At 66.3% G+C, this 22,278-nt stretch carries 21 protein-coding genes; 19 read left to right on the top strand and 2 right to left on the bottom strand.

Going from position 1 to position 22,278, the window contains the following annotated elements:
• Positions 1–30 precede the first annotated feature (30 nt).
• The 14 genes from fliE to cheA all read left to right on the top strand — a co-directional run bounded on the left by fliE (position 31) and on the right by cheA (position 12,057).
• On the top strand, positions 31–348 hold the full coding sequence (gene fliE, locus AC1D1F_RS22565) for a flagellar hook-basal body complex protein FliE (protein WP_477677337.1): 318 nt from the start codon (positions 31–33) through the stop codon (positions 346–348).
• A gap of 170 nt (positions 349–518) precedes the next feature.
• Positions 519–1,850: a FliC/FljB family flagellin gene (locus tag AC1D1F_RS22560; protein ID WP_477684388.1), complete on the top strand. Its 1,332-nt coding sequence runs from the start codon at positions 519–521 to the stop codon at positions 1,848–1,850.
• 133 nt (positions 1,851–1,983) lie between these two features.
• The gene (locus AC1D1F_RS22555; RefSeq protein WP_477677335.1) at positions 1,984–2,328 is read left to right on the top strand and encodes a flagellar protein FlaG; all 345 of its coding nucleotides are present in this window, start codon (positions 1,984–1,986) and stop codon (positions 2,326–2,328) included.
• Positions 2,329–2,351: 23 nt separating this feature from the next.
• Positions 2,352–3,797 (top strand): flagellar filament capping protein FliD, encoded by a 1,446-nt coding sequence (fliD, locus tag AC1D1F_RS22550; RefSeq protein ID WP_477677334.1) that lies wholly within the window; start codon positions 2,352–2,354, stop codon positions 3,795–3,797.
• 38 nt (positions 3,798–3,835) lie between these two features.
• Positions 3,836–4,366 carry a flagellar export chaperone FliS gene (gene fliS / locus AC1D1F_RS22545; RefSeq protein WP_477677333.1) on the top strand — a complete coding sequence of 177 codons (531 nt, stop codon included), beginning with the start codon at positions 3,836–3,838 and terminating at the stop codon, positions 4,364–4,366.
• A 5-nt stretch (positions 4,367–4,371) separates the two neighbouring features.
• The gene (locus AC1D1F_RS22540; protein WP_477652288.1) at positions 4,372–4,719 is read left to right on the top strand and encodes a flagellar protein FliT; all 348 of its coding nucleotides are present in this window, start codon (positions 4,372–4,374) and stop codon (positions 4,717–4,719) included.
• A 482-nt stretch (positions 4,720–5,201) separates the two neighbouring features.
• Positions 5,202–6,029, top strand: a complete 828-nt coding sequence (gene fliK, locus AC1D1F_RS22535) for a flagellar hook-length control protein FliK (protein WP_477700846.1) — start codon at positions 5,202–5,204, stop codon at positions 6,027–6,029.
• Positions 6,019–6,327, top strand: coding sequence for an EscU/YscU/HrcU family type III secretion system export apparatus switch protein (locus tag AC1D1F_RS22530; protein ID WP_477677332.1), 309 nt, complete (start codon positions 6,019–6,021; stop codon positions 6,325–6,327). The genes fliK and AC1D1F_RS22530 overlap by 11 nt, the downstream gene beginning before the upstream one ends.
• Positions 6,328–6,576: 249 nt before the next feature.
• Positions 6,577–6,924 (top strand): flagellar transcriptional regulator FlhD, encoded by a 348-nt coding sequence (gene flhD, locus AC1D1F_RS22525; RefSeq protein WP_436157596.1) that lies wholly within the window; start codon positions 6,577–6,579, stop codon positions 6,922–6,924.
• Between the two features lie 45 nt (positions 6,925–6,969).
• On the top strand, positions 6,970–7,623 hold the full coding sequence (gene flhC / locus AC1D1F_RS22520; protein WP_477696762.1) for a flagellar transcriptional regulator FlhC: 654 nt from the start codon (positions 6,970–6,972) through the stop codon (positions 7,621–7,623).
• 37 nt (positions 7,624–7,660) lie between these two features.
• Entirely contained in the window at positions 7,661–8,524 is an 864-nt protein-coding gene (gene motA / locus AC1D1F_RS22515) for a flagellar motor stator protein MotA (RefSeq protein WP_477677330.1), read from the top strand.
• A 42-nt stretch (positions 8,525–8,566) separates the two neighbouring features.
• A complete protein-coding gene (gene motB / locus AC1D1F_RS22510) occupies positions 8,567–9,547 on the top strand; it encodes a flagellar motor protein MotB (RefSeq protein ID WP_477677329.1) in 981 nt (326 codons plus the stop codon).
• The gene (locus tag AC1D1F_RS22505) at positions 9,544–9,927 is read left to right on the top strand and encodes a response regulator (protein ID WP_477684380.1); all 384 of its coding nucleotides are present in this window, start codon (positions 9,544–9,546) and stop codon (positions 9,925–9,927) included. Before motB ends, AC1D1F_RS22505 begins: the two co-directional genes overlap by 4 nt.
• A gap of 54 nt (positions 9,928–9,981) precedes the next feature.
• Positions 9,982–12,057: a chemotaxis protein CheA gene (gene cheA / locus AC1D1F_RS22500; RefSeq protein ID WP_477700844.1), complete on the top strand. Its 2,076-nt coding sequence runs from the start codon at positions 9,982–9,984 to the stop codon at positions 12,055–12,057.
• Between the two features lie 16 nt (positions 12,058–12,073).
• Here the strand turns inward: cheA and AC1D1F_RS22495 are convergent, their stop codons facing one another.
• Together AC1D1F_RS22495 and AC1D1F_RS22490 are read right to left on the bottom strand one after the other, a co-directional pair.
• Positions 12,074–13,738, bottom strand: a complete 1,665-nt coding sequence (locus tag AC1D1F_RS22495) for a hypothetical protein (RefSeq protein ID WP_477677419.1) — start codon at positions 13,736–13,738, stop codon at positions 12,074–12,076.
• A 40-nt stretch (positions 13,739–13,778) separates the two neighbouring features.
• Complete coding sequence (locus tag AC1D1F_RS22490; protein WP_477697299.1) at positions 13,779–16,448, bottom strand: PAS domain-containing sensor histidine kinase; 2,670 nt, start codon at positions 16,446–16,448, stop codon at positions 13,779–13,781.
• Between the two features lie 363 nt (positions 16,449–16,811).
• Between AC1D1F_RS22490 and AC1D1F_RS22485 the strand changes: the two genes are divergently transcribed.
• The 5 genes from AC1D1F_RS22485 (at position 16,812) to AC1D1F_RS22465 (ending at position 22,002) form a co-directional block, all read left to right on the top strand.
• A complete protein-coding gene (locus AC1D1F_RS22485) occupies positions 16,812–18,524 on the top strand; it encodes a hypothetical protein (protein ID WP_477697298.1) in 1,713 nt (570 codons plus the stop codon).
• A 10-nt stretch (positions 18,525–18,534) separates the two neighbouring features.
• The gene (locus tag AC1D1F_RS22480; protein ID WP_477697297.1) at positions 18,535–19,020 is read left to right on the top strand and encodes a nuclear transport factor 2 family protein; all 486 of its coding nucleotides are present in this window, start codon (positions 18,535–18,537) and stop codon (positions 19,018–19,020) included.
• Between the two features lie 96 nt (positions 19,021–19,116).
• Entirely contained in the window at positions 19,117–20,661 is a 1,545-nt protein-coding gene (locus AC1D1F_RS22475; RefSeq protein ID WP_477700843.1) for a FecR family protein, read from the top strand.
• Positions 20,662–20,779: 118 nt separating this feature from the next.
• Positions 20,780–21,373 (top strand): sigma-70 family RNA polymerase sigma factor, encoded by a 594-nt coding sequence (locus AC1D1F_RS22470; protein ID WP_477652301.1) that lies wholly within the window; start codon positions 20,780–20,782, stop codon positions 21,371–21,373.
• Positions 21,370–22,002: a hypothetical protein gene (locus AC1D1F_RS22465; protein ID WP_477677425.1), complete on the top strand. Its 633-nt coding sequence runs from the start codon at positions 21,370–21,372 to the stop codon at positions 22,000–22,002. Before AC1D1F_RS22470 ends, AC1D1F_RS22465 begins: the two co-directional genes overlap by 4 nt.
• Positions 22,003–22,278: the final 276 nt, after the last annotated feature.

Below are 22,278 nucleotides of genomic sequence, written 5' to 3'. Positions count from 1 at the left end.
CAAGGGGCGCCCATGCGCCGGGAAAACACCATGTCGATCACATCCATTGAGTCCGTACTCCAGCAAATGCGCGTGCTTGCGCAGTCGTCGGGCATGTCCGCGCCGGCCGGCCCCGAGGCCGCCTCCGGTGGCTTCGCCGGCGAACTGAAGAAGTCGCTGGACCGCATCAGCGACAGCCAGCAGCACGCCTACAGCCAGGCCGAGGCCTTCGAGCTCGGAAAACCCGGCGTGGCGCTCAACGACGTGATGGTCGACATGCAGAAGGCCAACATCGGTTTCCAGATGGGCCTGCAGGTGCGCAACCGCGTGGTCGCGGCCTACCAGGAAATCATGAACATGCCGGCCTGACGTGAGGTGTTGGCACGCGATGCGGATTTATTTTCAGCGTGCCGCTAAAGGTTTGGCGGGGCCCGGCCGATAACCTGGACAACGGTGGCTTGCAGACTGTCAAGACAGCAAGGCCAGCGTGACGGCAAGTTAGCCGGAGTCCACAACCTCATGTAATCCAGGAGTCCCTCATGGCCCAAGTCATCAATACCAACTCGCTTTCCCTGCTCACGCAGAACAACCTCAACAAGTCGCAGTCGTCGCTGAACACCGCGATCCAGCGCCTGTCCTCCGGCCTGCGCATCAACAGCGCCAAGGACGACGCAGCCGGCCAGGCCATCGCCAACCGCTTCACGTCCAACATCAAGGGCCTGGCTGTTGCGCAACGCAATGCCAACGACGGCATCTCCCTGGCGCAGACGACTGAAGGCGCGTTGACCGAAATCAACAGCAACCTGCAGCGCATCCGCGAACTGGCCGTCCAGTCCAGCAATGGTTCGAACTCGACCGCCGACAAGGCTTCGATCCAGGCTGAAATCACCCAGCGCCTCGCTGAAATCGACCGTACCTCGGCACAAACCGACTTCAACGGCGTGAAAGTGCTGGCCTCCAACAGCAAGCTGAGCATCCAGGTCGGCGCCAACGACGGCGAAACCATCGACATCGGCCTCAAGCAGATCGACTCCGCCAGCCTGAAGCTGAACTCGCTGACGGTTTCCAAGAATGAACTGAAAGTCGGCGCCGCCATCACCACCGTGGTGGACAACACCGCCGCCACCGGCTCGGCCACCGTCAACTTCGCGGCGACCAGCGTCACGGCGCTGAACACCGCCAACGGCACCAGCCTGACGGCCGCCGATCTGTCGCTGCATGAAGTGCAGACCGCAGCCGGCGTCGGCAGCGGCGTGTTCGTGGTCAAGGCGGGCGACGAGTACTACTCGGCCACCGTGGACCGCACCAGCGGCAGCGGCCTGGTCACGCTGAACACGGCCGACATCGACTACACCGACACGGCTGCCGGCGTCACGCCCGCCGTCACCATCACCGACCAGCTGGTCAAGGTTGGCGCCGACGCAGCTGGCGCCACGACCGGCTACGTCAGCATCCAGGGCAAGAACTACGCAACGGCCGCCAGCGCGATCGTTGACGCCGGTGATGCCACGGGTACGCTGAACGACACCGGCACCGCCGCGATCGAACTGAACAACCCGGCCGGCGGCACGACCGCTGAATTCGTCGGCGCCTCCACGATCAACCCGTTGTCCAAGATCGATGCGGCGCTGAAGATGGTCGACGACCTGCGCGGTTCGCTGGGCGCGGTGCAAAACCGTTTTGACTCGGTGATCTCCAACCTGGGCACCACGGTGACCAACCTGTCTTCCTCGCGTTCGCGCATCGAAGACGCGGACTACGCGACCGAAGTGTCCAACATGACGCGCGCCAACATCCTGCAACAGGCTGGTACCTCCGTGTTGGCCCAGGCCAACCAGACGACCCAGGGCGTTTTGTCCCTGTTGCGTTAATCGCGCAAGGCACGCCCTCTTCGGAAGGTGTGCCTGGTTTTTGTGCAAGCCAGGCGGCTGTGTCCGCCTGCGCTACGCACTCCCGCTTGAGGGTTCAGGCGGGAGTGCCTAGCGATTTCTCAGGAGAGCCAGCATGACGATTCCTTCCAGTGCCGTGACAGCCGCTCCGTGGCGTGATGCCATGCCGCCTTCGGCCGCGACCGGCCGCACCGGCGCGTCCCGCGAGGTGCCCGCTGAAAAAGAAGCGGCGCCCGCGCCCGCGCAGGAGCGCGCCGCGCTGGCCGAGATCAACGAGTCCCTGCGGATGGCGTCCATCGGCGTGCAGTTCGAGTTCGACAAGGAGGCCGACACCATGATCGTCAAGGTGGTCGACGTGGAGAGCGGGGACCTGATCCGGCAGATGCCTTCGGAAGAGGTGGTGCGGATTTCGAAGGCGCTCGGCAAGCTGCAGGGCCTCTTGGTTCACCAAGCGGTTTAGTTCAGAAACATTGAGGAGTCACCATGGCATCGGTTTCAAGTTTGGGCATCGGTTCGAATCTCGATTTGAGCGGCCTGCTCACCAGCCTCACCACGGCGGAAAGCCAGCCGCTGGTCATGCTGCAGAAGCAGCAGATCAGCTACACCGCCAAGTTGTCGGCCTACGGCACCCTGCAAGGCGCCCTGAGCACCTTGCAGGCGGCGGCCGCCAAGCTGTCGGATGCCAACCTGTTCCAGGGCGTCAAGGCGACGTCCAGCAACACCGATGTACTCACGGCCGCGGCCTCGGCCACGGGCGCCGCCGGCACCTACGCGGTCAACGTCACCCAGCTGGCCGCGGCGCAGTCGCTGGCCGCCGCTGGCGTGGCTAACGCCAAGGCCGCCGTGGGCAAGGGCACTGTCACGATTGATTTCGGCACCATCTCGGGTGGCACGCTGAACGCCGCCACCGGCACCTACAGCGGCGCGTCCTTCACGGCCGACACCGCGCGCGCCGCGAAATCCATCGTGATCGACGACAGCAACAATTCGCTGGAAGGGTTGCGCGACGCGATCAACAAGAGCGCCGACATCGGCGTCACGGCCGCCATCGTCAACGACGGCGGGATCTCGCCGTACCGGTTGGTGCTCACTTCCAAAGATACGGGCGCAGCCTCGAGCATGCGCATTTCCGTGGCCGGCGACGCCAGCCTGCAAGGCCTGCTCAACCATGACGCTTCGGGCGCGCAGGCCCTGCAGCAGACCGCCGCCGCCGCCAACGCGATGCTCACGGTCGGCGGCCTGCCCGTGACCTCCAAGACCAACACGGTGACCGACGCCGCGCCCGGCGTGACCATGACGCTGGCCAAGACCGGTGCCAGCACGCTGACGGTCAGCCGCGACACCTCCGCGGTGGAGGCGGCCATCACCAGCTTCGTCACCGCCTACAACAGCCTGCAGGCCACGGCCGGCCAGCTGACGCAGTACGACAAGGAAAAGCAGGCGGGCGCGGCGCTGGTCGGCGACTCGACGCTGCGCACCGTCCAGACGCGCCTGCGCGCGGCGCTCAACACGCCCCAGGCCGGCGAGCTCAAGGTGCTGTCCCGGGTCGGCGTGAGCTTCCAGAAGGACGGCACGCTGGCCTTCGACGCCGCCAAGCTGAAGACCGCGTTCGCCGACAACAAGGCCGGGGTGGCGGAACTCTTCGCCGGAACCGGCACGACAGGCACCACCGGCATCGGCAAGCAGGTGTCCTCGCTGCTGGAGACCTTCACCAGCAAGGACGGCATGCTCAGCGCCGCAACCACGGGCGTGAAGACCACGCTCAAGTCCCTGGACGACCAGTACACGGCGACCCAGAGCCGGGTGGAGGCCACGGTGGCGCGCTACAAGGCGCAGTTCACCCAGCTGGACCTGCTGGTGTCGCGCATGAGCTCCACCGCCAACTACCTGACCCAGCAGTTCGCCAACATGAGTTCGAGCAAGAAATAAACCCGCACGCAAGCACGTCCCAGCCAGCCGGAATTCCGATGCATACCCAACCCCACACCCAGCCCCTCACGCAACCGCTCACCCAGCCCTGGGCCTACCAGCCGAGCACCAATAGCTACCGCGCGGGCGCCAACGCCTACGCCAGGGTCGGCACCGAAAGCGCGGCCATGAGCGCCTCGCCGCACCAGCTGATCACCATGCTGTTCGACGGCGCCAAGACGGCCATCGCGATGGCGCGCCACCACATGGCGAACAAGGACATCAGTGCCAAGGGCCAGGCCATCTCCAAGGCCATCAACATCGTCGACAACGGCTTGAAGGCCAGCCTGGACGCGGACGCCGCCGGCGCGGCCGGCGCCCAGCTGGTGGCGGACCTGTCGGCGTTTTACGCCTACGTCACGCAGCGCCTGCTGTATGCCAACCTGCGCAACGACCCGGCGCTGCTGGACGAGGCCGACCGGCTGCTGGACAGCGTGAGCTCGGCCTGGCGCGAGATCGACCCGCAGCGGCCGCAGCCGCTGCAAGTGCCCGCCGCCCCCGCGCTGGCGCGTTTTTCCGCGGGAGCTTGACCTTCATGGGATCACAGAGCGAAGTCATGCACTGCTACGAGCAGATCGCCCCTCTGACCGAGCGCATGCTCGTGCTGGCGCGCGCCAAGCAATGGGGCGAGCTGCCCCGGCTCGAAGGGCAGTGCAGCAGCATGGTCGAGCGCCTCAAGGACATCGAGCCGCTGAGCACGCTGGACGAGGCGCAGTCGGCCCGCAAGTACGTGCTGTTGGGCCGCATCAGCGCTAACACCACCGAGATCTTCGGCATGGTCATGCCGCAGCTGGCCAAGCTGGTGGGCGTGATGAAAAGCCTGGAACGGCAGCGCAGCCTGCACAAGGCGTACGGCCAGCCGGACGACATCCACCTGTTATGAGCGGTGTGACGCCTCTGGTGGATACCTTGCTGGCCACGCGGCTGGGACAGCGCGTGGACCTGGTACCGCTGAAGGCAGCGCTCGAGATCGCCGGCCCGGGCGCCGTGGTGAATGTGGAAAAAGTGACCAACGACGTGCGCCTGCCTTCGCGCGAGGCGCTGCAGCGCGAGCTGGGCCCGGGCCTGGTCGGCCGCGATGGCGCCGCCCTGGGCTTCGCGCAGGCCAGGCACGAGGGCGCCGTCACCCTGAGCGCCGCCGCCCGCACCGTGAGCGCGCTGCTGAACCTGCCGGTCGGAACGACGCCCGCCATCCGCGGGCGGGTGCCGCTGCAGCCCGACTTGCGCACGCCTGCGGTACCGGTGCTGACGGCCGTCCTGGCGCGCACGGTGGCCGAATCAGGCCTGTTTTACGAATCCCACCTGCAGCAGTTCGCGGCCGGCCAGCGCGCCCTGGCGCAGCTGGCGCGTGAGCCGCAGGCCGGCATGGCGCCCGCGCCCGCCGGGGCACAACTGGCGGATGAAGGCCCGGCTTCCCCTGGGGCGGCTGCCGCGCCCTCTATATATATGCAGCCGGGTTCTGCTGTCGCTTTGCCTGGGACCGCCGCCGTTCCGCCGCCCGTGCCGCAGGGAACGCCGGAAGCGGCAGCACCGCCGGCCGCAGCCGGCGCTGCCCCCGATACCGGCGTCGCGACGCAGCCGTCCGCCGGCCCTTCGGCGGAGTCCGTCCACCCGCCGCTCCCGGCCACCAGCTACGGCCCGACCGGCCTGCCGGACCCCGCGACGCCCAGCCCGCACGATTTCTCCGGGCCGGATGCCGGCACGCCCGGCCCCGCCGCCGTGTCGACGGAGACCGCGCGCGCCGGCCATCCGGCGGCCGCCATCCATCCCGAGCTGGTGGGCCTGGTGCGCCAGCAACTGGACATGCTGGCGCTGCCGGTGTTTCGCTGGAGCGGCGAGGGCTGGCCGGGCATTCCGCTGGACTGGGAAATCCGCCAGGAGCGCCATGAACACGAGGAAGCGGCGGGCCGCGAAGGTCGTGAGGACGTGACGGAAGCGGCGCCCTCGACATGGACCACCCGCCTGACGCTGAAGCTGCCCCGGCTGGGAACGGTCGATGCGCGCCTGGGCTTGGCCGGCGCCGCGCTCCAGTTGCGGCTGGACGCCTCACAGGAGGGCACGGTGGCGGTGCTGAACCAGGCCGGCGCCGAACTGTCGCGGCGCCKGGGCGCCGTGGGGCTGGAACTGGCGGAGCTGCGCATAGGCGGCGCGGCGGACCTGCCGGACCCGACGGGAGGCCGTGATGCCGGATAAACCGCGGGAAGGAAACGCCGCCGAAAGCCCGGAAACCGCGCGTTCCGGCGCCGTGGCGCTGTCCCTGGGGGCCGGCGGCCAGGCGCCGACGGTGGTCGCCAAGGGCTATGGCGCGGTCGCCGAGGCGATTGTCCAGCGCGCGAAAGAGAGCGGCCTTTACGTCCACGCCTCCTCCGAATTGGTGAAATTGTTAATGCATGTAGACCTGGATTCGCAAATTCCGCCCAATTTGTACCTGGCGGTCGCGGAAATGCTTACATGGATGCATCAATTAGAAATTGATAAAACTACTACTTAAAAATTAATACTATCGATATTTTGTGAAATTGAAATACAAATAGCTTTTATAAATTCAGTAATTCATTACTAATTTTTCTTGTTTTGACGCTTAAATGTTACTTAATTGATAAATTTGATTTGTTCATGTAATTGTCAGTTTAATGTGTTAAAAATTGCAATTGAGGTGAAGTTGTAAGACAGGCATCTCAATCAATCTGTGATGGGTGACGAAATTGATAGCGAGTAGATGTTCAGGTCACCTCTGTACATGCAAATTTTGAAAGAACAGGAACGCAACGTGATTGAAACTGGTACCGCCAACGACATTGGCGATTTGAATTTGGCCTACCTGCTGCTCGCAAAGCGGCTGGTGAGTGAAGATATTGCGCTCGCGATGTACCGGCTGGGCATGAGCCGGGAACTGGCTGACCTGCTGGGCAGCCTGTCGCTTTCCCAGATTGTGAAACTGGCCGGCTCCAGCCTGCTGCTCTGCCGTTTCCGGTTCGACGACCATCCCATGCTGTCGGCGCTGACCCTGGAAGGCAAGAACCCGGCGCTGCAGCAGGCGCATGCGGCGATTTTGCTGTCCGGCCAGCAGCTTGAGGCGGTCCGGTGATGGCCGTCGCACGGGTTACGGCCGCCGCTTTCCCCGGGAACCGTCATGGCCACTAAAAGCGTCATCGTCGAAGCCCGGGAAATCCACCTGGCCATGGACCTGATCAAGCTGGGCGCCCGGCTGCAATTCCTGGAAGCCGAAACCAGCCTGAGCCGGGACCGCCTGATCAAGCTCTACAAGGAGCTCAAGGGCACCTCGCCGCCCAAGGGGCTGCTGCCCTTTTCGACGGACTGGTTCATGACCTGGCTGTCCAACATCCATTCGTCGATGTTCTACAACATCTACCGTTTCATGGTGGTCCACGGCGGCTGCACGCGCATCAACGCCATTATCAAGAGCTACCGCCTGTACATCGAGCAGGTGCAGCAGCAGGGCGGCGAGCCGGTGCTGGATTTCACACGGGCCTGGACGCTGGTGCGCTTTTTCGACAGCGACATGCTGCAGCTGAGCACCTGCACGCGCTGCACGGGCCTGTTTGTCGCGCATGCCCACGACTCGCAGAGCAACTATGTGTGCGTGCTGTGCCGCCCGCCCTCGCGCGCCGGCAAGACCCGGCCCTCGGGCGCCAGGCGCGACGAGGCCGACGACGGCGCCAGCAGCGGCAAGCCCGAGGGCAGCCCCCGCGCCGCCGCAGGCACGCCCGCGCTCTCGTCATCGCAGTGGCTGGCCAATGTGATGAACAGCTCGCGCACCGCCTGAGGGGCGGGGCTTTTTTACAGATCCGCAGGAGAACCCCGTGCTCGTAATCGTTGGCTATCTGGTCGTCCTGGGTTCCGTCTTTGGCGGCTACGCCATGATGGGCGGGCATTTCGGTGTGCTGTACCAGCCGCTGGAGCTGCTCATCATCGGCGGGGCGGCCGTGGGCGCCTTCATCTCGGGCAACGACGGCCGCACCATACGCGCCACCCTCAAGGAGCTGCCCAAGCTGCTGGCCAGCTCGAAGAAGCACGACAAGGCGCTCTATATGGAGCTGCTGGCCCTGCTCTACGTGCTGCTGTCCAAGGGCCGCAAGGACGGCATGATGGCGCTGGAGTCCGATATCGACGACCCGCAGAACAGCCCCATCTTCGCGCCCTACACGGTGATCCTGGCCGACGCCCGCGTGCTGGAGTTCCTGACCGACTACCTGCGCCTGATCGTGAGCGGCAACACCGACCCCTTCGAGATCGAGCAGCTGATGGAGCACGAACTCGAAACCTACAAGCACGAGGCGGAAGTCCCGGCCCACAGCCTGGCGCGCGTCGGCGACGCCCTGCCGGCCCTGGGTATCGTGGCGGCGGTGCTGGGCGTGGTGCATGCGCTGGCCTCCGCCGACCTGCCGCCCGCCGAGATGGGCCAGCTGATCGCGCACGCCATGGTCGGCACCTTCCTGGGCATCCTGCTGGCTTACGGCTTCGTGTCGCCGCTGGCCACGCTGATAGAGCACAAGGTGGCGGAGTCGCTGAAGGCCTACCAGTGCGTCAAGGTCACGCTGATGGCCAGCCTCAACGGCTACGCGCCGCAGCTGGCGGTGGAGTTCGGCCGCAAGATCCTGTATTCGACCGAGCGGCCGTCCTTCATCGAGCTCGACGGGCACGTGCGTGAAGTCAAGGCGCGCTGAGGCGCCGGCTGACGCAAGCAATCAGAGCCGAACGGAACTGCCATGAGCGAGAGCGCGCGAAGAATCATCGTCATCCGGCGTCCCGTGAAGGCGGCCGCCCATCACGGCGGTGCCTGGAAGATCGCCTTCGCCGATTTCATGACGGCCATGTTCGCCTTCTTCCTGGTGTTGTGGATCCTGAGCATTTCCTCGCCCAAGCAGCTCGAGGGCATCGCCGACCAGTTCAAGATGCCGCTGAAGGTGGCCATCAACGGCGGCAAAAAAAGCAGCACCAGCACCAACGTGATTCCCGGCGGCGGCGCCGACATGACGCACGCCGACGGCGAGGTCCGGCAGGCCTCGAGCGAGAGCAGCAAGGACCCGGACGACGGCCAGCGCCTGGAAGCGCTCAAGGAGCGGCTGGACGACATGATCGAGTCCAGCCCGGTGCTCAGGCAGTTCCGGCCGCAGCTGCTGATCGACATCACGCCCGAGGGCCTGCGCATCCAGATCGTCGACAGCAACAACCGGCCCATGTTCGACCGCTCCAGCGCCGTGGTGGTGGCCTATATGCGCAGCATCCTGCGCGAGATCGGGCCGGTGCTCAACGAGCAGCCCAACAAGCTCACGCTGTCCGGCCACACCGACGCCACCGTGTATTCGCAGGGCGACAAGTCCTACAGCAACTGGGAGCTGTCGGCCGACCGCGCCAACGCCTCGCGCCGCGAGCTGGTGGCCGGCGGCATGCAGGACGGGAAAATCCTGCGCGTCATGGGCGTTTCGTCCAGTGTGAACCTGAACACCGACGACCCTTATGCGGCCGTCAACCGGCGCATCAGCATCCTGGTGCTCAACAAGCGCGCCCAGGCCGACATCGAAAGCGGCAATGCCGCGACCGCCACCGCGCCCTACGCGAAGACTCCCCCGGCCGCCAAAACTGCGAACAACGCCGCCCCCGGCATCAAGCCGGTCAACACCGCGCGCGGCGCCGGCGGGCCGCCGCCGCTAAACCCCGCCCCCGCCAAACCTGAAAGCCGGACATGACGAACAAAAAAACCATCCTGGTGGTCGACGACTCGGCCGTCATGCGCCACCTGAATTCGGCCGTGCTGGAAGAGGGCGGCTACCAGGTGCTGCTGGCCGGCGACGGCAAGGCCGCGCTCGAGCAGCTGGTGAAAAAACCCGTGGACCTGGTGCTGACGGACTGGACCATGATTCCGATGGACGGCTGCGAGCTCACGCGCCAGCTGCGCGCACGGCCCGGCTCCGCCGATGTGCCCATCCTGGTGCTCAGCACCCTCAGCAACGACGCCAGCAAGGCCGACGCCCGCAAGGCCGGCGCCACCGGCTGGCTGTGCAAACCCATTGAACCCGAAACACTGCTGGCCGTGGTGGGCAGCCTGATGAACCCGGCGAGCGCATGAGGCCCACGGCCGCGGCCCGACACGACAGTACCCAACAAGAGAAACCCTTCCCCTATGGACATCACCCAGTTCTACCAGACATTTTTTGAAGAAGCCGACGAGTTGCTGGCCGAGATGGAGCAGCTCTTCCTGGGCCTGGACCTGGACGCGCCCGACGGCGAACACCTCAACGCGGTGTTCCGCGCCGCGCACTCGATCAAGGGCGGCGCGGCCACCTTCGGTTTTGTTGCGCTGACCGACACCACCCACCTGCTGGAAAACCTGCTGGACCGGGCGCGCCACGGCGAGCTCAAACTCAATACCAAGATGATGGATGCCTTTCTGGAGACCAAGGACGTGTTGCAAAAACAATTGAGTGCATACCGGGCCGGCGCCGAGCCGGAACCCGAGATGGTGGCCGCGATCTGCGCGGTGCTGCGCCAGCTCGCGCTGGAAGCCGGCGGCGAGCTGCCCGCGCCGCCCGTCGTGGCCGCGCCGGCGCCCGCGCCCGTGCAGGCCGCGCCCGAAGCCGCGCCCGCAGGCGCTGGAGAGCGGACCCTGAAGGTGCGCTTTTCCAAGGTCTCGGAGAACGACTGCAAGCTGCTCAGCGAAGAGCTGGCCAACCTGGGCCAGGTGGCGGCGCAGACCCAGGAGGAGGGCAGCCTGACGATCTGGCTCAAGACCGGCTGCGAGGGCAGCGACGTCATCGCGGTCTGCTGCTTCATCATCGAGGCCGACCAGATCGACATCCGCGAGGAGGGCGCGCCCGCCGCGCAAGCGGCCCCCGCGCCCGCGCCGGCGGCCAGCCAGCCTGCAGCTGTTGCGGCCGCGCCTGAGGCTGTGCCCGCTGCTGCGGCCGCAGCAGCTTCAAGCACGCCAGCCGCCGTGCAGAACAAGGAATCGAGTTCGATCCGCGTCGATGTGGAAAAAGTCGACCAGATCATCAACCTGGTCGGTGAGCTGGTGATCACGCAGTCCATGCTGACGCAGACCGCCTCCCTGCTGGACCCGGTGCTGCATGAGCGCCTGCTCAGCGGCATGGGCCACCTGGAGCGCAATGCGCGCGACCTGCAGGAATCCGTCATGTCCATCCGCATGATGCCCATGGACTATGTGTTCAGCCGCTTCCCGCGCCTGATCCGCGACCTGTCGGCCAAGCTCGGCAAGCAGGTCCAGCTGGTCACGGTCGGCAAGGAAACCGAACTCGACAAAAGCCTGATCGAACGCATCATCGACCCCATCACTCACCTGGTGCGCAACAGCCTGGACCACGGTATCGAAGGCCCTGAGCGCCGCGCCTACGCCGGCAAGGACCCGGTCGGCCGCCTGACGCTGTCGGCCCAGCACCAGGGCGGCAGCATCGTGATCGAGGTCAAGGACGACGGCGGCGGCCTGGTCCGCGAAAAGATCCTGGCCAAGGCCCTGCAGCAGGGCATGCCCGTCAGCGAAAGCATGCCGGACGACGAGGTCTGGCAGCTGATTTTCGCGCCGGGATTTTCCACCGCCGAAGCCGTCACCGACGTGTCCGGCCGCGGCGTTGGCATGGACGTGGTCAAGCGCAACATCCATGAGATGGGCGGCCATGTGGAGATTGCCTCGGTCCAGGGCAAGGGCACGACCATACGCATCGTGCTGCCGCTGACACTGGCCATCCTCAACGGCATGTCCGTCAAGGTCGGCGAGGAGGTCTACATCCTGCCGCTGAACTACGTTATCGAATCGCTGCAGCCCATGGAAAAGGACGTGCACTCGATCACCGCCGACGAGCATGTCATGCACGTGCGCGGCGAGTACCTGGCCCTGCTCGAGCTGCACAAGCTCTTCGACGTGGCCGACGCGGTGAGCGCGCCCACGCAGGGCATCGCCGTCATCGTGCAGGCCGAGGGCACGCGCTTCGCGCTGCTGGTCGACCAGCTCGTGGGCCAGCACCAGGTGGTGGTCAAGAACCTGGAAACCAACTACCGCAAGGTGCCGGGCATTTCCGGCGCGACCATCCTGGGCGACGGCAACGTCGCGCTCATCATCGACGTGGCGGCCGTGCAGCGCGCCAACCGCGAGAAGGCGGCCCAGCGCAGCCCGGGCCGGCCGGCGCTGGCGGCGGCCGCGGCGGCAGCCGCATCGCGTGCGCTTGAGGTGGCGATGGCGGCTTGATGCCCGCGCCCGGCCGTCAGATATCGCCGCGGGGGTTCCACCCGATCCCGGTCCGCGCAAGGGCTGCGTCCGTGGGCGAGATGCCTTCAAGCACCGGCAGTAGCGCATTGAACGACTCCCGGCAAAGATCCTTGCGGTACATCTCGTCATCCACCTGGCTGTACCCGCAATACTTGATCAGCCGCTTGAGCGCGGGACCCGCATCGGCGGGAAAGTGGCGTGCCCGTACTTCGAATTCGTCGCGCAGGATTTGATGGTGTTTGCGTATCAGTGCCTGGTTGGACAGTGCAAGGGTCATCAAGACGATATGGCTGAGGGCGGACTCGGGTTCGTTTGACAGCAGCCGTTCCAGAAACCCCTGGAACTGCTCGTCAATCGTGTGCAGAAGGGGGTGTCCAGGGCTTGCCGCGATGCGCCGGTTCCGGAAGGACATGATTTTTTCTTCCAGTATGGACAAGGACTCGCAGGCATCACGGATGGCCCTTTCCAGGTCCCATTCCCGGTCCTTCGCCCGTGGCTCGCCGAGCCTGCGGATAACGCAAGTCTTGAACAATTCGTGCGCTTCGGCCACCAACGGGGAAAAGCTGTCCCCGTAAAACACCACCTGGGCAAGCAGGCGCAACTGCCTGTCCTGTGCGGCGGGTTCCAGGCTTTTGATGACCGCCAGGCATTCCCGCGGAATTTTTTGCCAATAGCCCTCCTTTGGGTCGCCGTACCGAAAGAGGCTGTCCATCGCCCGAAGGGAACTCTTTGTATCAGCCGGGGAGGTGTTGAACGTCCAGTCCGCCAGAAGCCAACAAGACGCGTCCATCACTTTTTCCATGGCGATGGCGGCAGGCTGGTCCAGCCTTTTGAGCTGAAATGACGAGTAGAGGATGGACTCCCGGAGCATGTCGACGGCGAACCCGGGACGATGAGGTCTGAGTGTTACCGCCAGCTGATACGCCAGTTCGGGAGTCTCATGCAGATGCAGCGACATGAGAATTTCCGGGGGACGGGCCGGCGTCTGGTTCCAATGCTCGTCGATCAGGCGTACGGCAGCCGCCATGTCCTCGTGCGCGATCTCCAGCAACAGCGGCCATGCCTGCTTGCGCAAGTTGGGCTCGTTCGGTCCACGTTGCAATCCGGTGGGTCCGTATGTGCGCTGAACGGATCTTTGCAGCGCGTCGAAGCGCCTTGATGCGCTCACGCGAGGGCTTGCGACGGACCGGCTGGTCATGGCGTCCAGCTTGTTCTCCAAAGCGCGCTGCCCAACGAAGCCCACATCAAGCGGCAAAATGCGAAAGAAATTGATGACACCGAGCAATACGTCCTCATCGCCTTCATTGACAACCGAATGCATGCGATTGATGAAATCCGACTGGAAGCGCTGGCTGCTCCATCGCTCTACCTTGTAGTCCGCTCCTGAGAGCTTCGCAAGTAACCGTACGATCAAACCGGGCTTCTGGTTCGCCCTGGGAAAGTGACGGTGGTAGAACACCGCCGAGAAACTCGATTTAACGATGTTGGGTTCTCCCGATATCTCAAACCGGTGCGACTCATACCAATGTGCCAGCTCGATCAGGCACTGCTGTTCGGCAGGCGTGCAGAGCAGAAACAGCTTGTCTCGCCGCTCCATCAAGGAGCGGCGGTCGTTTTCATTCAGTTTGTGGCCGGGCAGGAAGGCTGTCTTGGGAAGCATCGACAAGGTCATAGGAAAAATACGTGGCGTGGCGGCCTGATTACAGCGTCACGGTAAAACAGGTGCTTCGCCCCGGCTCGCTGCGCACGGCGATCTTGCCGCCGTGCAGCTCGACCGAGTTCTTCACGATGGCCAGGCCCAGGCCGGTGCCCGGGATGTCGCCGACATTGCTTGCGCGGTGGAAGGATTCGAACAGGTGCGGCATTTCCTCGGGCGGTATGCCTATGCCCTGGTCCTCGACCTCGAAGACCGTGGCGCCGTCCTGCAGCGAGATGCGCAGGGCCACCTCGCCGCCGTTGGGGGAGTACTTGATGGCGTTGGACAGCAGGTTGCCCAGGATGTGGCGCAGCAGCTTGGCATCGAACAGGCCCGGCGGCGGCGAGGGCGGGAAGCGGGTGACGACCTTGCAGTCCGACTTGGGCTGCAGCAGGCGCGCCTCCTCGACGATGGCATGGCACAGCGCGAGCAGGTCGGTCGGGCCGGGGCGGAACTCCAGCATCTGGGCGTCGACCTGGCCTATCAGCAGCACGCGGTCCAGCATGCGCGCCATGCGCTGCACGCCGGCGCCTATGCTTTCGAGGATCTCGACTTTTTCGTCCGGCGGCATGCGGTCGCTGTAGTCCCTGAGCAGTTCGGCGGCAGACAGGATGGCCGCCAGCGGCGTGCGGAACTCATGGCTGGTCATGGAGACGAAGCGCGAGCGCAGGTCGTTGAGTTCCTTCTCGCGCTCCAGCGCCGCGCGTATATTGTCCTCGGCCTTGCGCCGCTCGGTGATGTCCAGCAGCGTCCAGATCACGCCGGCGTCGGGGTTGCGGTCGCTCACGCAGCGGCCCGCCAGCTGCACCCACAGCGTCTCGCCGTTGCGGCGCCAGAATTTACGCTCGTCGATGTAGACGCCGTCGCGCACCAGCTTGGCCCGGGTCTCCTTGCCGTCCGATTCGTAGGTCGCGTCGTCGTCGTAGAGCAGGCGCGACGACTTGCCGACCAGTTCCTCGCGTGAATAGCCGGTCATCTCCTGGTACTTGTCGTTGACCCACTGGATGCGCCGGTCCACGTTGAAGCTGATGCCCACCAGCGCGCTGTTGAAGATCGCCTCGCGCTCGGAGGAGGTCCGCGCGAGCGCCGCCTCGAGCTCCTTGCGCGGCGTGATGTCCATCACCGCCCAGACGCTGCCCTGGGTCTTGTCGAGAACGCTGACCGCCTTGCCCGAGGCCGTCACCCAGAACAGGCTGCCGTCCAGCCGGCGCATCTGCAGGTCGCCCTGGTAGGCGCGCCCCTCGTTCATGCAGACGGCGATGTCTTCGGCCACGCGCAGGTATTGCTGCTGCGACGAAAAAAGCGTGCTCCAGTCGCGCGGCGCCGGCGTGGCGGCCGAGACGCCGAACATCCTGGCCATGGCCTGGTTGGACCAGCGAAAGACGCCTTCATGCGTAAGGAAGGCGATGCCGACCAGGGAGTTCTCCAGAATGGTTTCGCGCTCTTCCAGGGTGTCGCGCAGTTTTTCCTCGAGCTTGCGGCGCTGGCTGATGTCGGAGAAAAAAGTCAGGATGCCCTGCTCGCCGTCCCAGGGGACCACAGTGACGCTGATGCCTATCCAGCGGATCTCGCCGCTGGGCAGCAGCAGGCGCAGCTCGTAGCGGCTGGGCACGTCCTCGCCGGCCAGGCGCCTGCGCTGGCGGTCCAGCACCAGTGCGTGGTCGTCAGGGTGGATGCGGTGCAGGAAGCCGATCTGCTGCATTTCCTCCAGGCCGATGCCGGCGATCTGCGCGGCGCGTTCGTTGGCGTAGGCGATGCGCTCGTCCTTCACGACGATCATGCCCTCGTCCACGTGCTCGATCACCGCGCGGTAGCGCTCGGTGGAGCGGCGCACGGTGTCGGCCAGGGCGCGGCTTTGCGTGATGTCGGAGAAAAAAGTCAGCGAGGCCGTGTCCCCGTCCCAGGGAATGACACTGCTGCCCACCGAGAGCCAGCGCGGCTCGCGGCCGGGGTGCAGCAGGCGCATCTCCGAACGCCCGGCGTCGTGTGCTGCGGCGGCCAGCCGGTCGTCGGGATGCAGGCGATGGAAAAATCCCTGCTGCAGGACTTCTTCGTAGGGGATGGCCAGGATGGCGGCGGCGCGCTGGTTGGCGAACACCACCGTGCCGCGCTGCAGGACCACCACGCCGTCGTTCACGTGCTCGATGACGGCGCGGTAGCGCTCCTGCGACAGGCGCGCGGCCTGCTCGGCGGCCTTGCGCCGGGAGATGTCGCGGATGAAGGCGCCGAAGCCGATGCCGCCGCCGGACGGGTCTGCCGGCACCGTGAAGATGGACAGCTCGACGGGCAGCAGGGCGCCGCTTTTGTGCAGCGCCTCCACCTCCAGCAGCCGTTCAATCGTCCTGGCCCTGCCGGTCTTGAGGAAGGCCGCCAGCCCGGCTTCGTGGGCGGCGCGGTGCGCGTGCGGCACGATCAGCTCGCACATGCGCTGGCCCACGGCCTCGGCCTCGCTCCAGCCCAGCATGTGTTCGGCGCTGGCATTCCAGCTTGTGATGACACCGCCGGCGTTCATCTCGAGCACGGCGTCGCGCGCCGACCCGAGCAGCGACACCAGGTGCCGCTGCTTGGTTTCCAGCGCGCGTATGGTGTCGCGCAACTGCGCTTCGGTGCCGGGGGCTTCCGATGCCGGAGGGGAGGAGGGCGGCTCTCCGGTGTGCCGGACGGGTGTGGGCATGAATCGTGGCGGGTGTGCGGCCTGCGCCGCGGCAGGCCATGGGAGTGATGAAGCCTCGGGCATTCTCTGCGATGCGCAGGGCATCGGTCAATCGGAAAACCGGATTCGTGGCGCTTCACGCGAAGGCGGCAAGCGGCCGTGCCCGGACCCAAAAAATGTCGGTCGGCGCCGACAGGGCAGAGCACTGATTCCGTTGGATTTTTTAAATTCCGGCGCGGCGGGTGTCGGCCCGCACCGACAGCAGGAGGCCGGTTAAAAAGCCGATGCCGTTGATTTCATTGATGAATTTCGGTGGCATGCAAATTGGGTACAGAAGGCCAACTCAATTTGCACGGTAGAACAAAAATGGCCAAGAAGAAGAATGTGTTTCGACGGATCTCGGTGCCCGGCCTGCTCGGCAGCCTGCTGCTGTGCCAGGAGCACGCGCAGGCCCAGCAGGACAGCCAGGTGCAGCTGGAGCCGAACGACCAGGTCATACGCGCCTGGCAGCAGAACAACCTCGGCGGGGCCGGCCCTTCGCTCACGCGCGAAGAGGACGGCGGCACCCGGCTCGAGTGGAAGGGCGGCCTGACGGTCGACACCTACAGCAACGACGTCTCTTCTGCCGGCGGCAACCTCAACACGCCCTTGCGCAGCGGCGCCTTCTTCAAGAACACCTACAGCAGCGACCTTCGCGCCACCCACAGGGACAACACCGTCGATTATTTCCAGCTGGGCGCCAGCGGCAGCAACGACCTCTCGGTGCTGAGCCAGAACCGCTATCAGATCAACAACATGCAACTGGGCCGCGCCGGCGAGGGTTATATGCTGGCCCTGGGCGACGTCACGCCGAATTTCTCCAGCCTGAGTTCCGCGCTGGGCGTGCGCGGCCTGTACGGGCAGCGGCAGTTCGGCGAAGTGACCGCCTACGGCTTCACCGGCATGGTGGCTGAGAGCTGGGAGACCCTGGGCAACAAGGTGCCGCGCACCCAGTACCTGAAAGACGTGCACGGCCTCAAGCTGGAAAAAGCCTTTGGGACATCGCTGAAAACCTATGTCACCAGCCAGAGCTCGTCCGACCGCGAACCGACGACCCTGATGTCGCAGCCCCTGGCCACGCTGCGCGGCAAGACGCGTTCCTTCAGCGGCGGCTTTCAATACCAGGCCGAGCAGTTCACGCTGGCCGGCGAAACCGCCGGCAGCCGCTACGAGGACGGCGGCAACTCGGACCGCCCGGGCCGCGCGACCGTCGTCGACGCAAGCTGGCGCGGCGAAGGCTACGGCTTTCGCGGCGGCTACCACGACATTTCCAACGGCTTCACCTCGCTGTCGCTGCAAGCGCAGCCGGGCGTGCGCGAGGCCTATGCCGGCGCCGACTGGACGGTGGCGCCGTGGATCTCGCTGGCCAGCGACGTGCGCAAGTCCCGGCTCACGACGCTGGCCTTCGCAGGCTTCAACTCGACCTACGTCGACTCGGAATCCGTGGCGGCGCGCGCCAACATCAACTTCGGGCCGGACTACCCGGGCTGGGCGCTGGCCTTGCAGCAGGCCGAATCGCGCGGCCTCAATTCCGCCATGCAGGCCTCGCGCAACCGGGAGTTTTCGTCGACGCTCAACTACACCACCCCGACCTGGACCGCCGGTGCCGGCATCGGCTGGGGCAAGGTGACCAGCGAGGTGTGGCCGGCCAGCGATTCGCTCAACGACAACTGGGCCTTCAACCTGGGGCACACCTTTTCGGACGCGCGGCCCGACCTGGCGCCGACCTGGAGCCTGGGCGTGAACCTCACGGCGGGCGCGCAGAAGCAGCGCCTGCTGGCCGGCGGGCAGACCAGTAACACCAATTACACCTTCACCCTGAGCGGCCAGCGCGCCGGCTGGGGCAGCGTCAACCTGCTGGTGATGAGCGGGCGCACCACCCAGCTCTACGGCGGGCCCAGCCTGCGGCTGGAGGGCTACCAGCTGGAGGCGGTCTACGCGATCTCAGAGAAGTGCTCGCTCAAGGCCTATGCGCGCAGCAGCCACCGCAACATCGACGACCCGGTGCTGGCGGCGAAGGAACGCGTCGCCGGCCTGCAACTCACCGTCAGTTTTTAAGGGGCCCATGATGAAAAAAATACTCCCGCTGCTGTGCCTGCTGGCCATGGCTTTCTCGCTGGCCGCGCCGGCGCCGACGCCAGGTTTGCCGGGCGCAGCCGCCAAACCCGCCGCCGCGCCGGCCGGCCCCAAGGACAGCCGGCAGGCGCAGGCCGCGCTGCGGCAGCTGATGGCCGCCTATGCCGCGGGCGACCAGGCCGGGCTGGAAGCGATGGTGTCGCCCGGCATGGCCGGCTACGCCGGCGTCGTGGATGCCGCGCGCCAGGCCAGGCCGCTGCAAAAACAGCTGAGGATCACGCTGTCGGACCTGCGCGCGCAGGCCTCGGAGGATGCCGGCCTGGTGTTGATCCAGGCGCGCTGGGAGAAGCGCTTTGTCCGCCTGCCCGCGGGGCTGCAGGTCCGCAAGAGCGGCGCCGCCGTGTTCAGCTTCAAGCGCGCGGAGGCCGGCTGGAAGCTGTCCGGCCTGAGCGGCGACAACCCTTTCGCCGCCGATTAGCCCGCCGTCACCCCCACATAGAACCCTTCCTCCACGACGCACGACTCACCGGCAAGCCGGCGGCCCGTTCGCCGCCATGACCACGAGAACCACTCCATGAAACACACCACCTACTCCTTCCTGCTGACGGCGCTCGCGCTGGGCTTTTGCCTGCAACAGGCCCATGCGGCCGGCCAGATCGATTTCATCGAGGGCAATGTCAGCGTCACCACCGCGGCGGGCCAGCTGCGCGTGCCCGGCAAGGGAGAGACCATAGACGCGGGCGACGCCATCGTGACCGGCCGCGACGGGGAGATCCATGTGCGCATGGACGACAACGCGCTGGTCGCCCTGCGCGCCAACACCTTTTTGCGCATCGAGGCCTACCGGGCCGAAGGCGGGGCCGACGACAGCGCGGTGTTCCGCCTGCTGCGCGGCTCCTTCCGCTCGGTGACGGGCTGGATAGGCAAGAACAACCCGAAGAACTACGCGGTGCGCACGACGACGGCCACCATCGGCATTCGCGGGACCGACCACGAGGTGCTGGTCGTCGGCGAAGGCGAGGCCGCGGGAACCTACGACAAGGTGAACACCGGCGAGACCGAAATGGACACACCCGTCGGCAAGGTTTCGGTGCTGCCCGGGCAGGCCGCCTTCGCGTCCAGGACGGCGTCGGTTCCGCCCAGGGTGCTGCCGGCCGTCCCCGCGCTGTTCGCGGCCACGAAGAATGAAGCCGCCATCGAAAGCAGCAAGAAGCTGCTGGAAGAAACGCGCGACGAACGCCTGGAGCAAAAGCAGAAGGACAACGTGCGCAAGGGCACGGACAGCGGCGGCAAGCCCAGGATCGGCGAGCCCGAGGACGCACGCAAGGCGCTGGCCGCCTTTGAAGACATCCTGCGCGCCTTCGAGGCCGGCAATGTGTCCTTGATACGCCAGAAGCTGGACCCTTCCATGATCGGCTACCAGCAATTGCTGGACAACATCACGCAGGAAAACAACGAGTGCAAGCAGATGCGCGTGACCCTGCTCAACACCCAGGTCCAGGCCGGCCCCAATCTGGCCGTGCTGCAGACCGGCTGGGAAAAACGCTGCCTGCTGCTGCCGTCCTTCACCCCCCGGCTGACCACGGGCCGCAGCACCGTGCTGCTGCACCTGGGCCCGCAGGGCTGGACCTTTGCCGCGATCACCGGCGGCAGCATGCTGGAGCGCTCCGGCCCGGTCGTGCCCGGCGCGCCGCTCAATGCCGCCGGCGGCCCGGCCGCCAGGACGCTGGCAACGCTGGCCGTCGTCAACACCGGCGCATCCTATGCGCTGGCCGGCGGCGGCGTGGCGCCGCCCGCGCCCCTGCCCTTCAGCATCACCGTGACCGACCCCGACCGCGTGGGCGCCGCCTCCGTGACGGTGACCATCACCACCTCCGCGCCGTTTGCCAATGACTCCATGGTGCTGACCCTGCCGGCCGTCACCCCCGGGTCCTCGCAGTTCAGGGTCACCAGCGTCAGCTTCTCCAAGGCGGCGGCCGGTTGCACCAGCGCCAACACGCCCATCAACCCGGCATCGCTGGAAATCTGCCCGGGCGGCACGGCGACGGTGTCCTTCACCGACACCACCACGCCTTCCGGCGCGGCGCAGGTGGTGACGCAGACCGTGGCGGTTCCCTGAGCGCGAACATTTTCCAAAAAAATCGCGGCGGCATTGAACCCGCCGCGATGAAGCCACGACTCACAGGCAATGGCACGGCGGGCAAGGGGCTCGCCGGCCGGACACGGAGCCAGATTTGATGGAAGCACACGCGGGCGCGGCGGCACGGCAGGACATGGAGCTGTGCCGCCTCATGGAACAGGTGGCCGCGCGCGACGAGGCCGCGCTTTGCGCGCTCTACAAACGCATGAGCCGGGTGATCTACGCCTTTTCGCTGCGCCGCCTGTGCCAGCCCGAGGCGGCGGAGGAGGTGGTGGTGGAAACCATGTACGAAGTCTGGAAGGGCGCGGCGCGTTTTGCCGGCAGGTCCATGGTGACCACCTGGATCCTGGGCATCGCGCGCCACAAGGCGATGGACAAGCTGCGCCTGCGCGGCGGCGAGATGAGCGAGCCCCTGGGCGACGAGGCGGAGGCCATCCCCGACGGCCGTCCCTCCGCCTTTGAACTGATCGCCGGCAGGCAAAGGCAGGGGCAGGTAGCCCTGTGCATGGAGGCCCTGCCGGACGAACAGCGCGAGTGCATCCACATGGTGTTTTACGAGGACGCGCCGCTGGCCGAAATCGCCGCCGTGCAGGCCTGCCCCGAGAACACCGTCAAGACACGTTTGTTCCACGCCCGCCGCAAGATGCGGGAATGCCTGGAGCGCCAGGTCTGGCGCATGGAGCGCGCATGATGCATAGCGAACAGGAATTGCGGGACCTGCTGCCCTGGTACGTGAACGGCACGCTGGACGAGGCGACGCGGCACGCCATCGACCTGCTGCTCGAACGTTCGCCGCTGGTGCGCGGCGAACTCCTCTGGCTCATGCAGCTGCGCAGCCAGATACGGCAGTTTCGCGAGGAGGCCGAGGAGCGCCCGGAGGATGCGGGCCTGGACACGCTGATGGCGCTGGTCCACGGCGAACGCTCGGGCAAGGTCGTGCAGTTGCGCGCGCGCTGGAATGCGTGGCTGGCCGCGCCGCGCCGCTTCTCGGTGCCGGCTGGCCTGGCCGCCGCCGTGGTCCTGGCGCAGGCCGCCCTCATAGGCACGCTGCTGCTACGCCCTGAGCCTGAGGCGCTCACCCCGCTGTCGGGCGAAGCGGCCGCGGGCGGCGAATTGCTGCAAATCACCTTCAAGCCGCGGGCCACCGAGGCGCAGATACGCGGCCTGCTGGCCGGCCTGCGGGCCGAGATGGTGTCCGGCCCCGGTGCGCTGGGGGTGTACACGGTGCGCGTGCCCGAAGGGCAGGGGCCCGCGGCGCTGGCCAGGCTGCGCGGCAACGGCGCCATCGTCGAATCGGCGGCCTTGCTGGCCGGGCGCTGACGCCATGCGTTCGTCCGCACGCGGCCGCCTGCGCGCGGGTTCTCTCTTTCCCCTCATGTCCCTCATGTGCCTGGCGCTGGCCGGCCTGTCCGTGCACGCCGCCGGCGATGAGGACGCCGAGTGCGCGCGTTACCGCATCGCGGGCTTGCCTTGTCCTTCCAGGCCCGGCGCTTCCAGGGCGCCCGATGCCCCGCGGCCGCCGGCCAGGCCGGTGTTGCCCTTGCGGGGGATGGAGCCGCCGCCGGCCGCGGGCCAGGCGCGCGATGCATCGGGCGC

It is taken from the genome of Polaromonas sp. P1_H6, from assembly GCF_056405195.1.
Note: the sequence above shows the minus strand (reverse complement) of the source record. Positions and strands in the feature narration are given on the sequence as shown.

What these genes read in the sequence shown, in the direction of transcription:
- AC1D1F_RS22555 (WP_477677335.1), top strand. Translation starts at nt 1,984, where the DNA reads ATGACGATTCCTTCCAGTGCCGTGACAGCCGCTCCGTGGCGTGATGCC.
- AC1D1F_RS22495 (WP_477677419.1), bottom strand. Translation starts at nt 13,738, where the DNA reads ATGCTTCCCAAGACAGCCTTCCTGCCCGGCCACAAACTGAATGAAAAC.
- AC1D1F_RS22530 (WP_477677332.1), top strand. Translation starts at nt 6,019, where the DNA reads ATGCCGGATAAACCGCGGGAAGGAAACGCCGCCGAAAGCCCGGAAACC.
- AC1D1F_RS22470 (WP_477652301.1), top strand. Translation starts at nt 20,780, where the DNA reads ATGGAAGCACACGCGGGCGCGGCGGCACGGCAGGACATGGAGCTGTGC.
- motB (WP_477677329.1), top strand. Translation starts at nt 8,567, where the DNA reads ATGAGCGAGAGCGCGCGAAGAATCATCGTCATCCGGCGTCCCGTGAAG.
- AC1D1F_RS22505 (WP_477684380.1), top strand. Translation starts at nt 9,544, where the DNA reads ATGACGAACAAAAAAACCATCCTGGTGGTCGACGACTCGGCCGTCATG.
- AC1D1F_RS22560 (WP_477684388.1), top strand. Translation starts at nt 519, where the DNA reads ATGGCCCAAGTCATCAATACCAACTCGCTTTCCCTGCTCACGCAGAAC.
- AC1D1F_RS22465 (WP_477677425.1), top strand. Translation starts at nt 21,370, where the DNA reads ATGATGCATAGCGAACAGGAATTGCGGGACCTGCTGCCCTGGTACGTG.
- fliD (WP_477677334.1), top strand. Translation starts at nt 2,352, where the DNA reads ATGGCATCGGTTTCAAGTTTGGGCATCGGTTCGAATCTCGATTTGAGC.
- flhC (WP_477696762.1), top strand. Translation starts at nt 6,970, where the DNA reads ATGGCCACTAAAAGCGTCATCGTCGAAGCCCGGGAAATCCACCTGGCC.
- AC1D1F_RS22490 (WP_477697299.1), bottom strand. Translation starts at nt 16,448, where the DNA reads ATGCCCACACCCGTCCGGCACACCGGAGAGCCGCCCTCCTCCCCTCCG.
- fliE (WP_477677337.1), top strand. Translation starts at nt 31, where the DNA reads ATGTCGATCACATCCATTGAGTCCGTACTCCAGCAAATGCGCGTGCTT.
- flhD (WP_436157596.1), top strand. Translation starts at nt 6,577, where the DNA reads ATGCAAATTTTGAAAGAACAGGAACGCAACGTGATTGAAACTGGTACC.
- AC1D1F_RS22475 (WP_477700843.1), top strand. Translation starts at nt 19,117, where the DNA reads ATGAAACACACCACCTACTCCTTCCTGCTGACGGCGCTCGCGCTGGGC.
- AC1D1F_RS22540 (WP_477652288.1), top strand. Translation starts at nt 4,372, where the DNA reads ATGGGATCACAGAGCGAAGTCATGCACTGCTACGAGCAGATCGCCCCT.
- cheA (WP_477700844.1), top strand. Translation starts at nt 9,982, where the DNA reads ATGGACATCACCCAGTTCTACCAGACATTTTTTGAAGAAGCCGACGAG.
- AC1D1F_RS22480 (WP_477697297.1), top strand. Translation starts at nt 18,535, where the DNA reads ATGAAAAAAATACTCCCGCTGCTGTGCCTGCTGGCCATGGCTTTCTCG.
- fliS (WP_477677333.1), top strand. Translation starts at nt 3,836, where the DNA reads ATGCATACCCAACCCCACACCCAGCCCCTCACGCAACCGCTCACCCAG.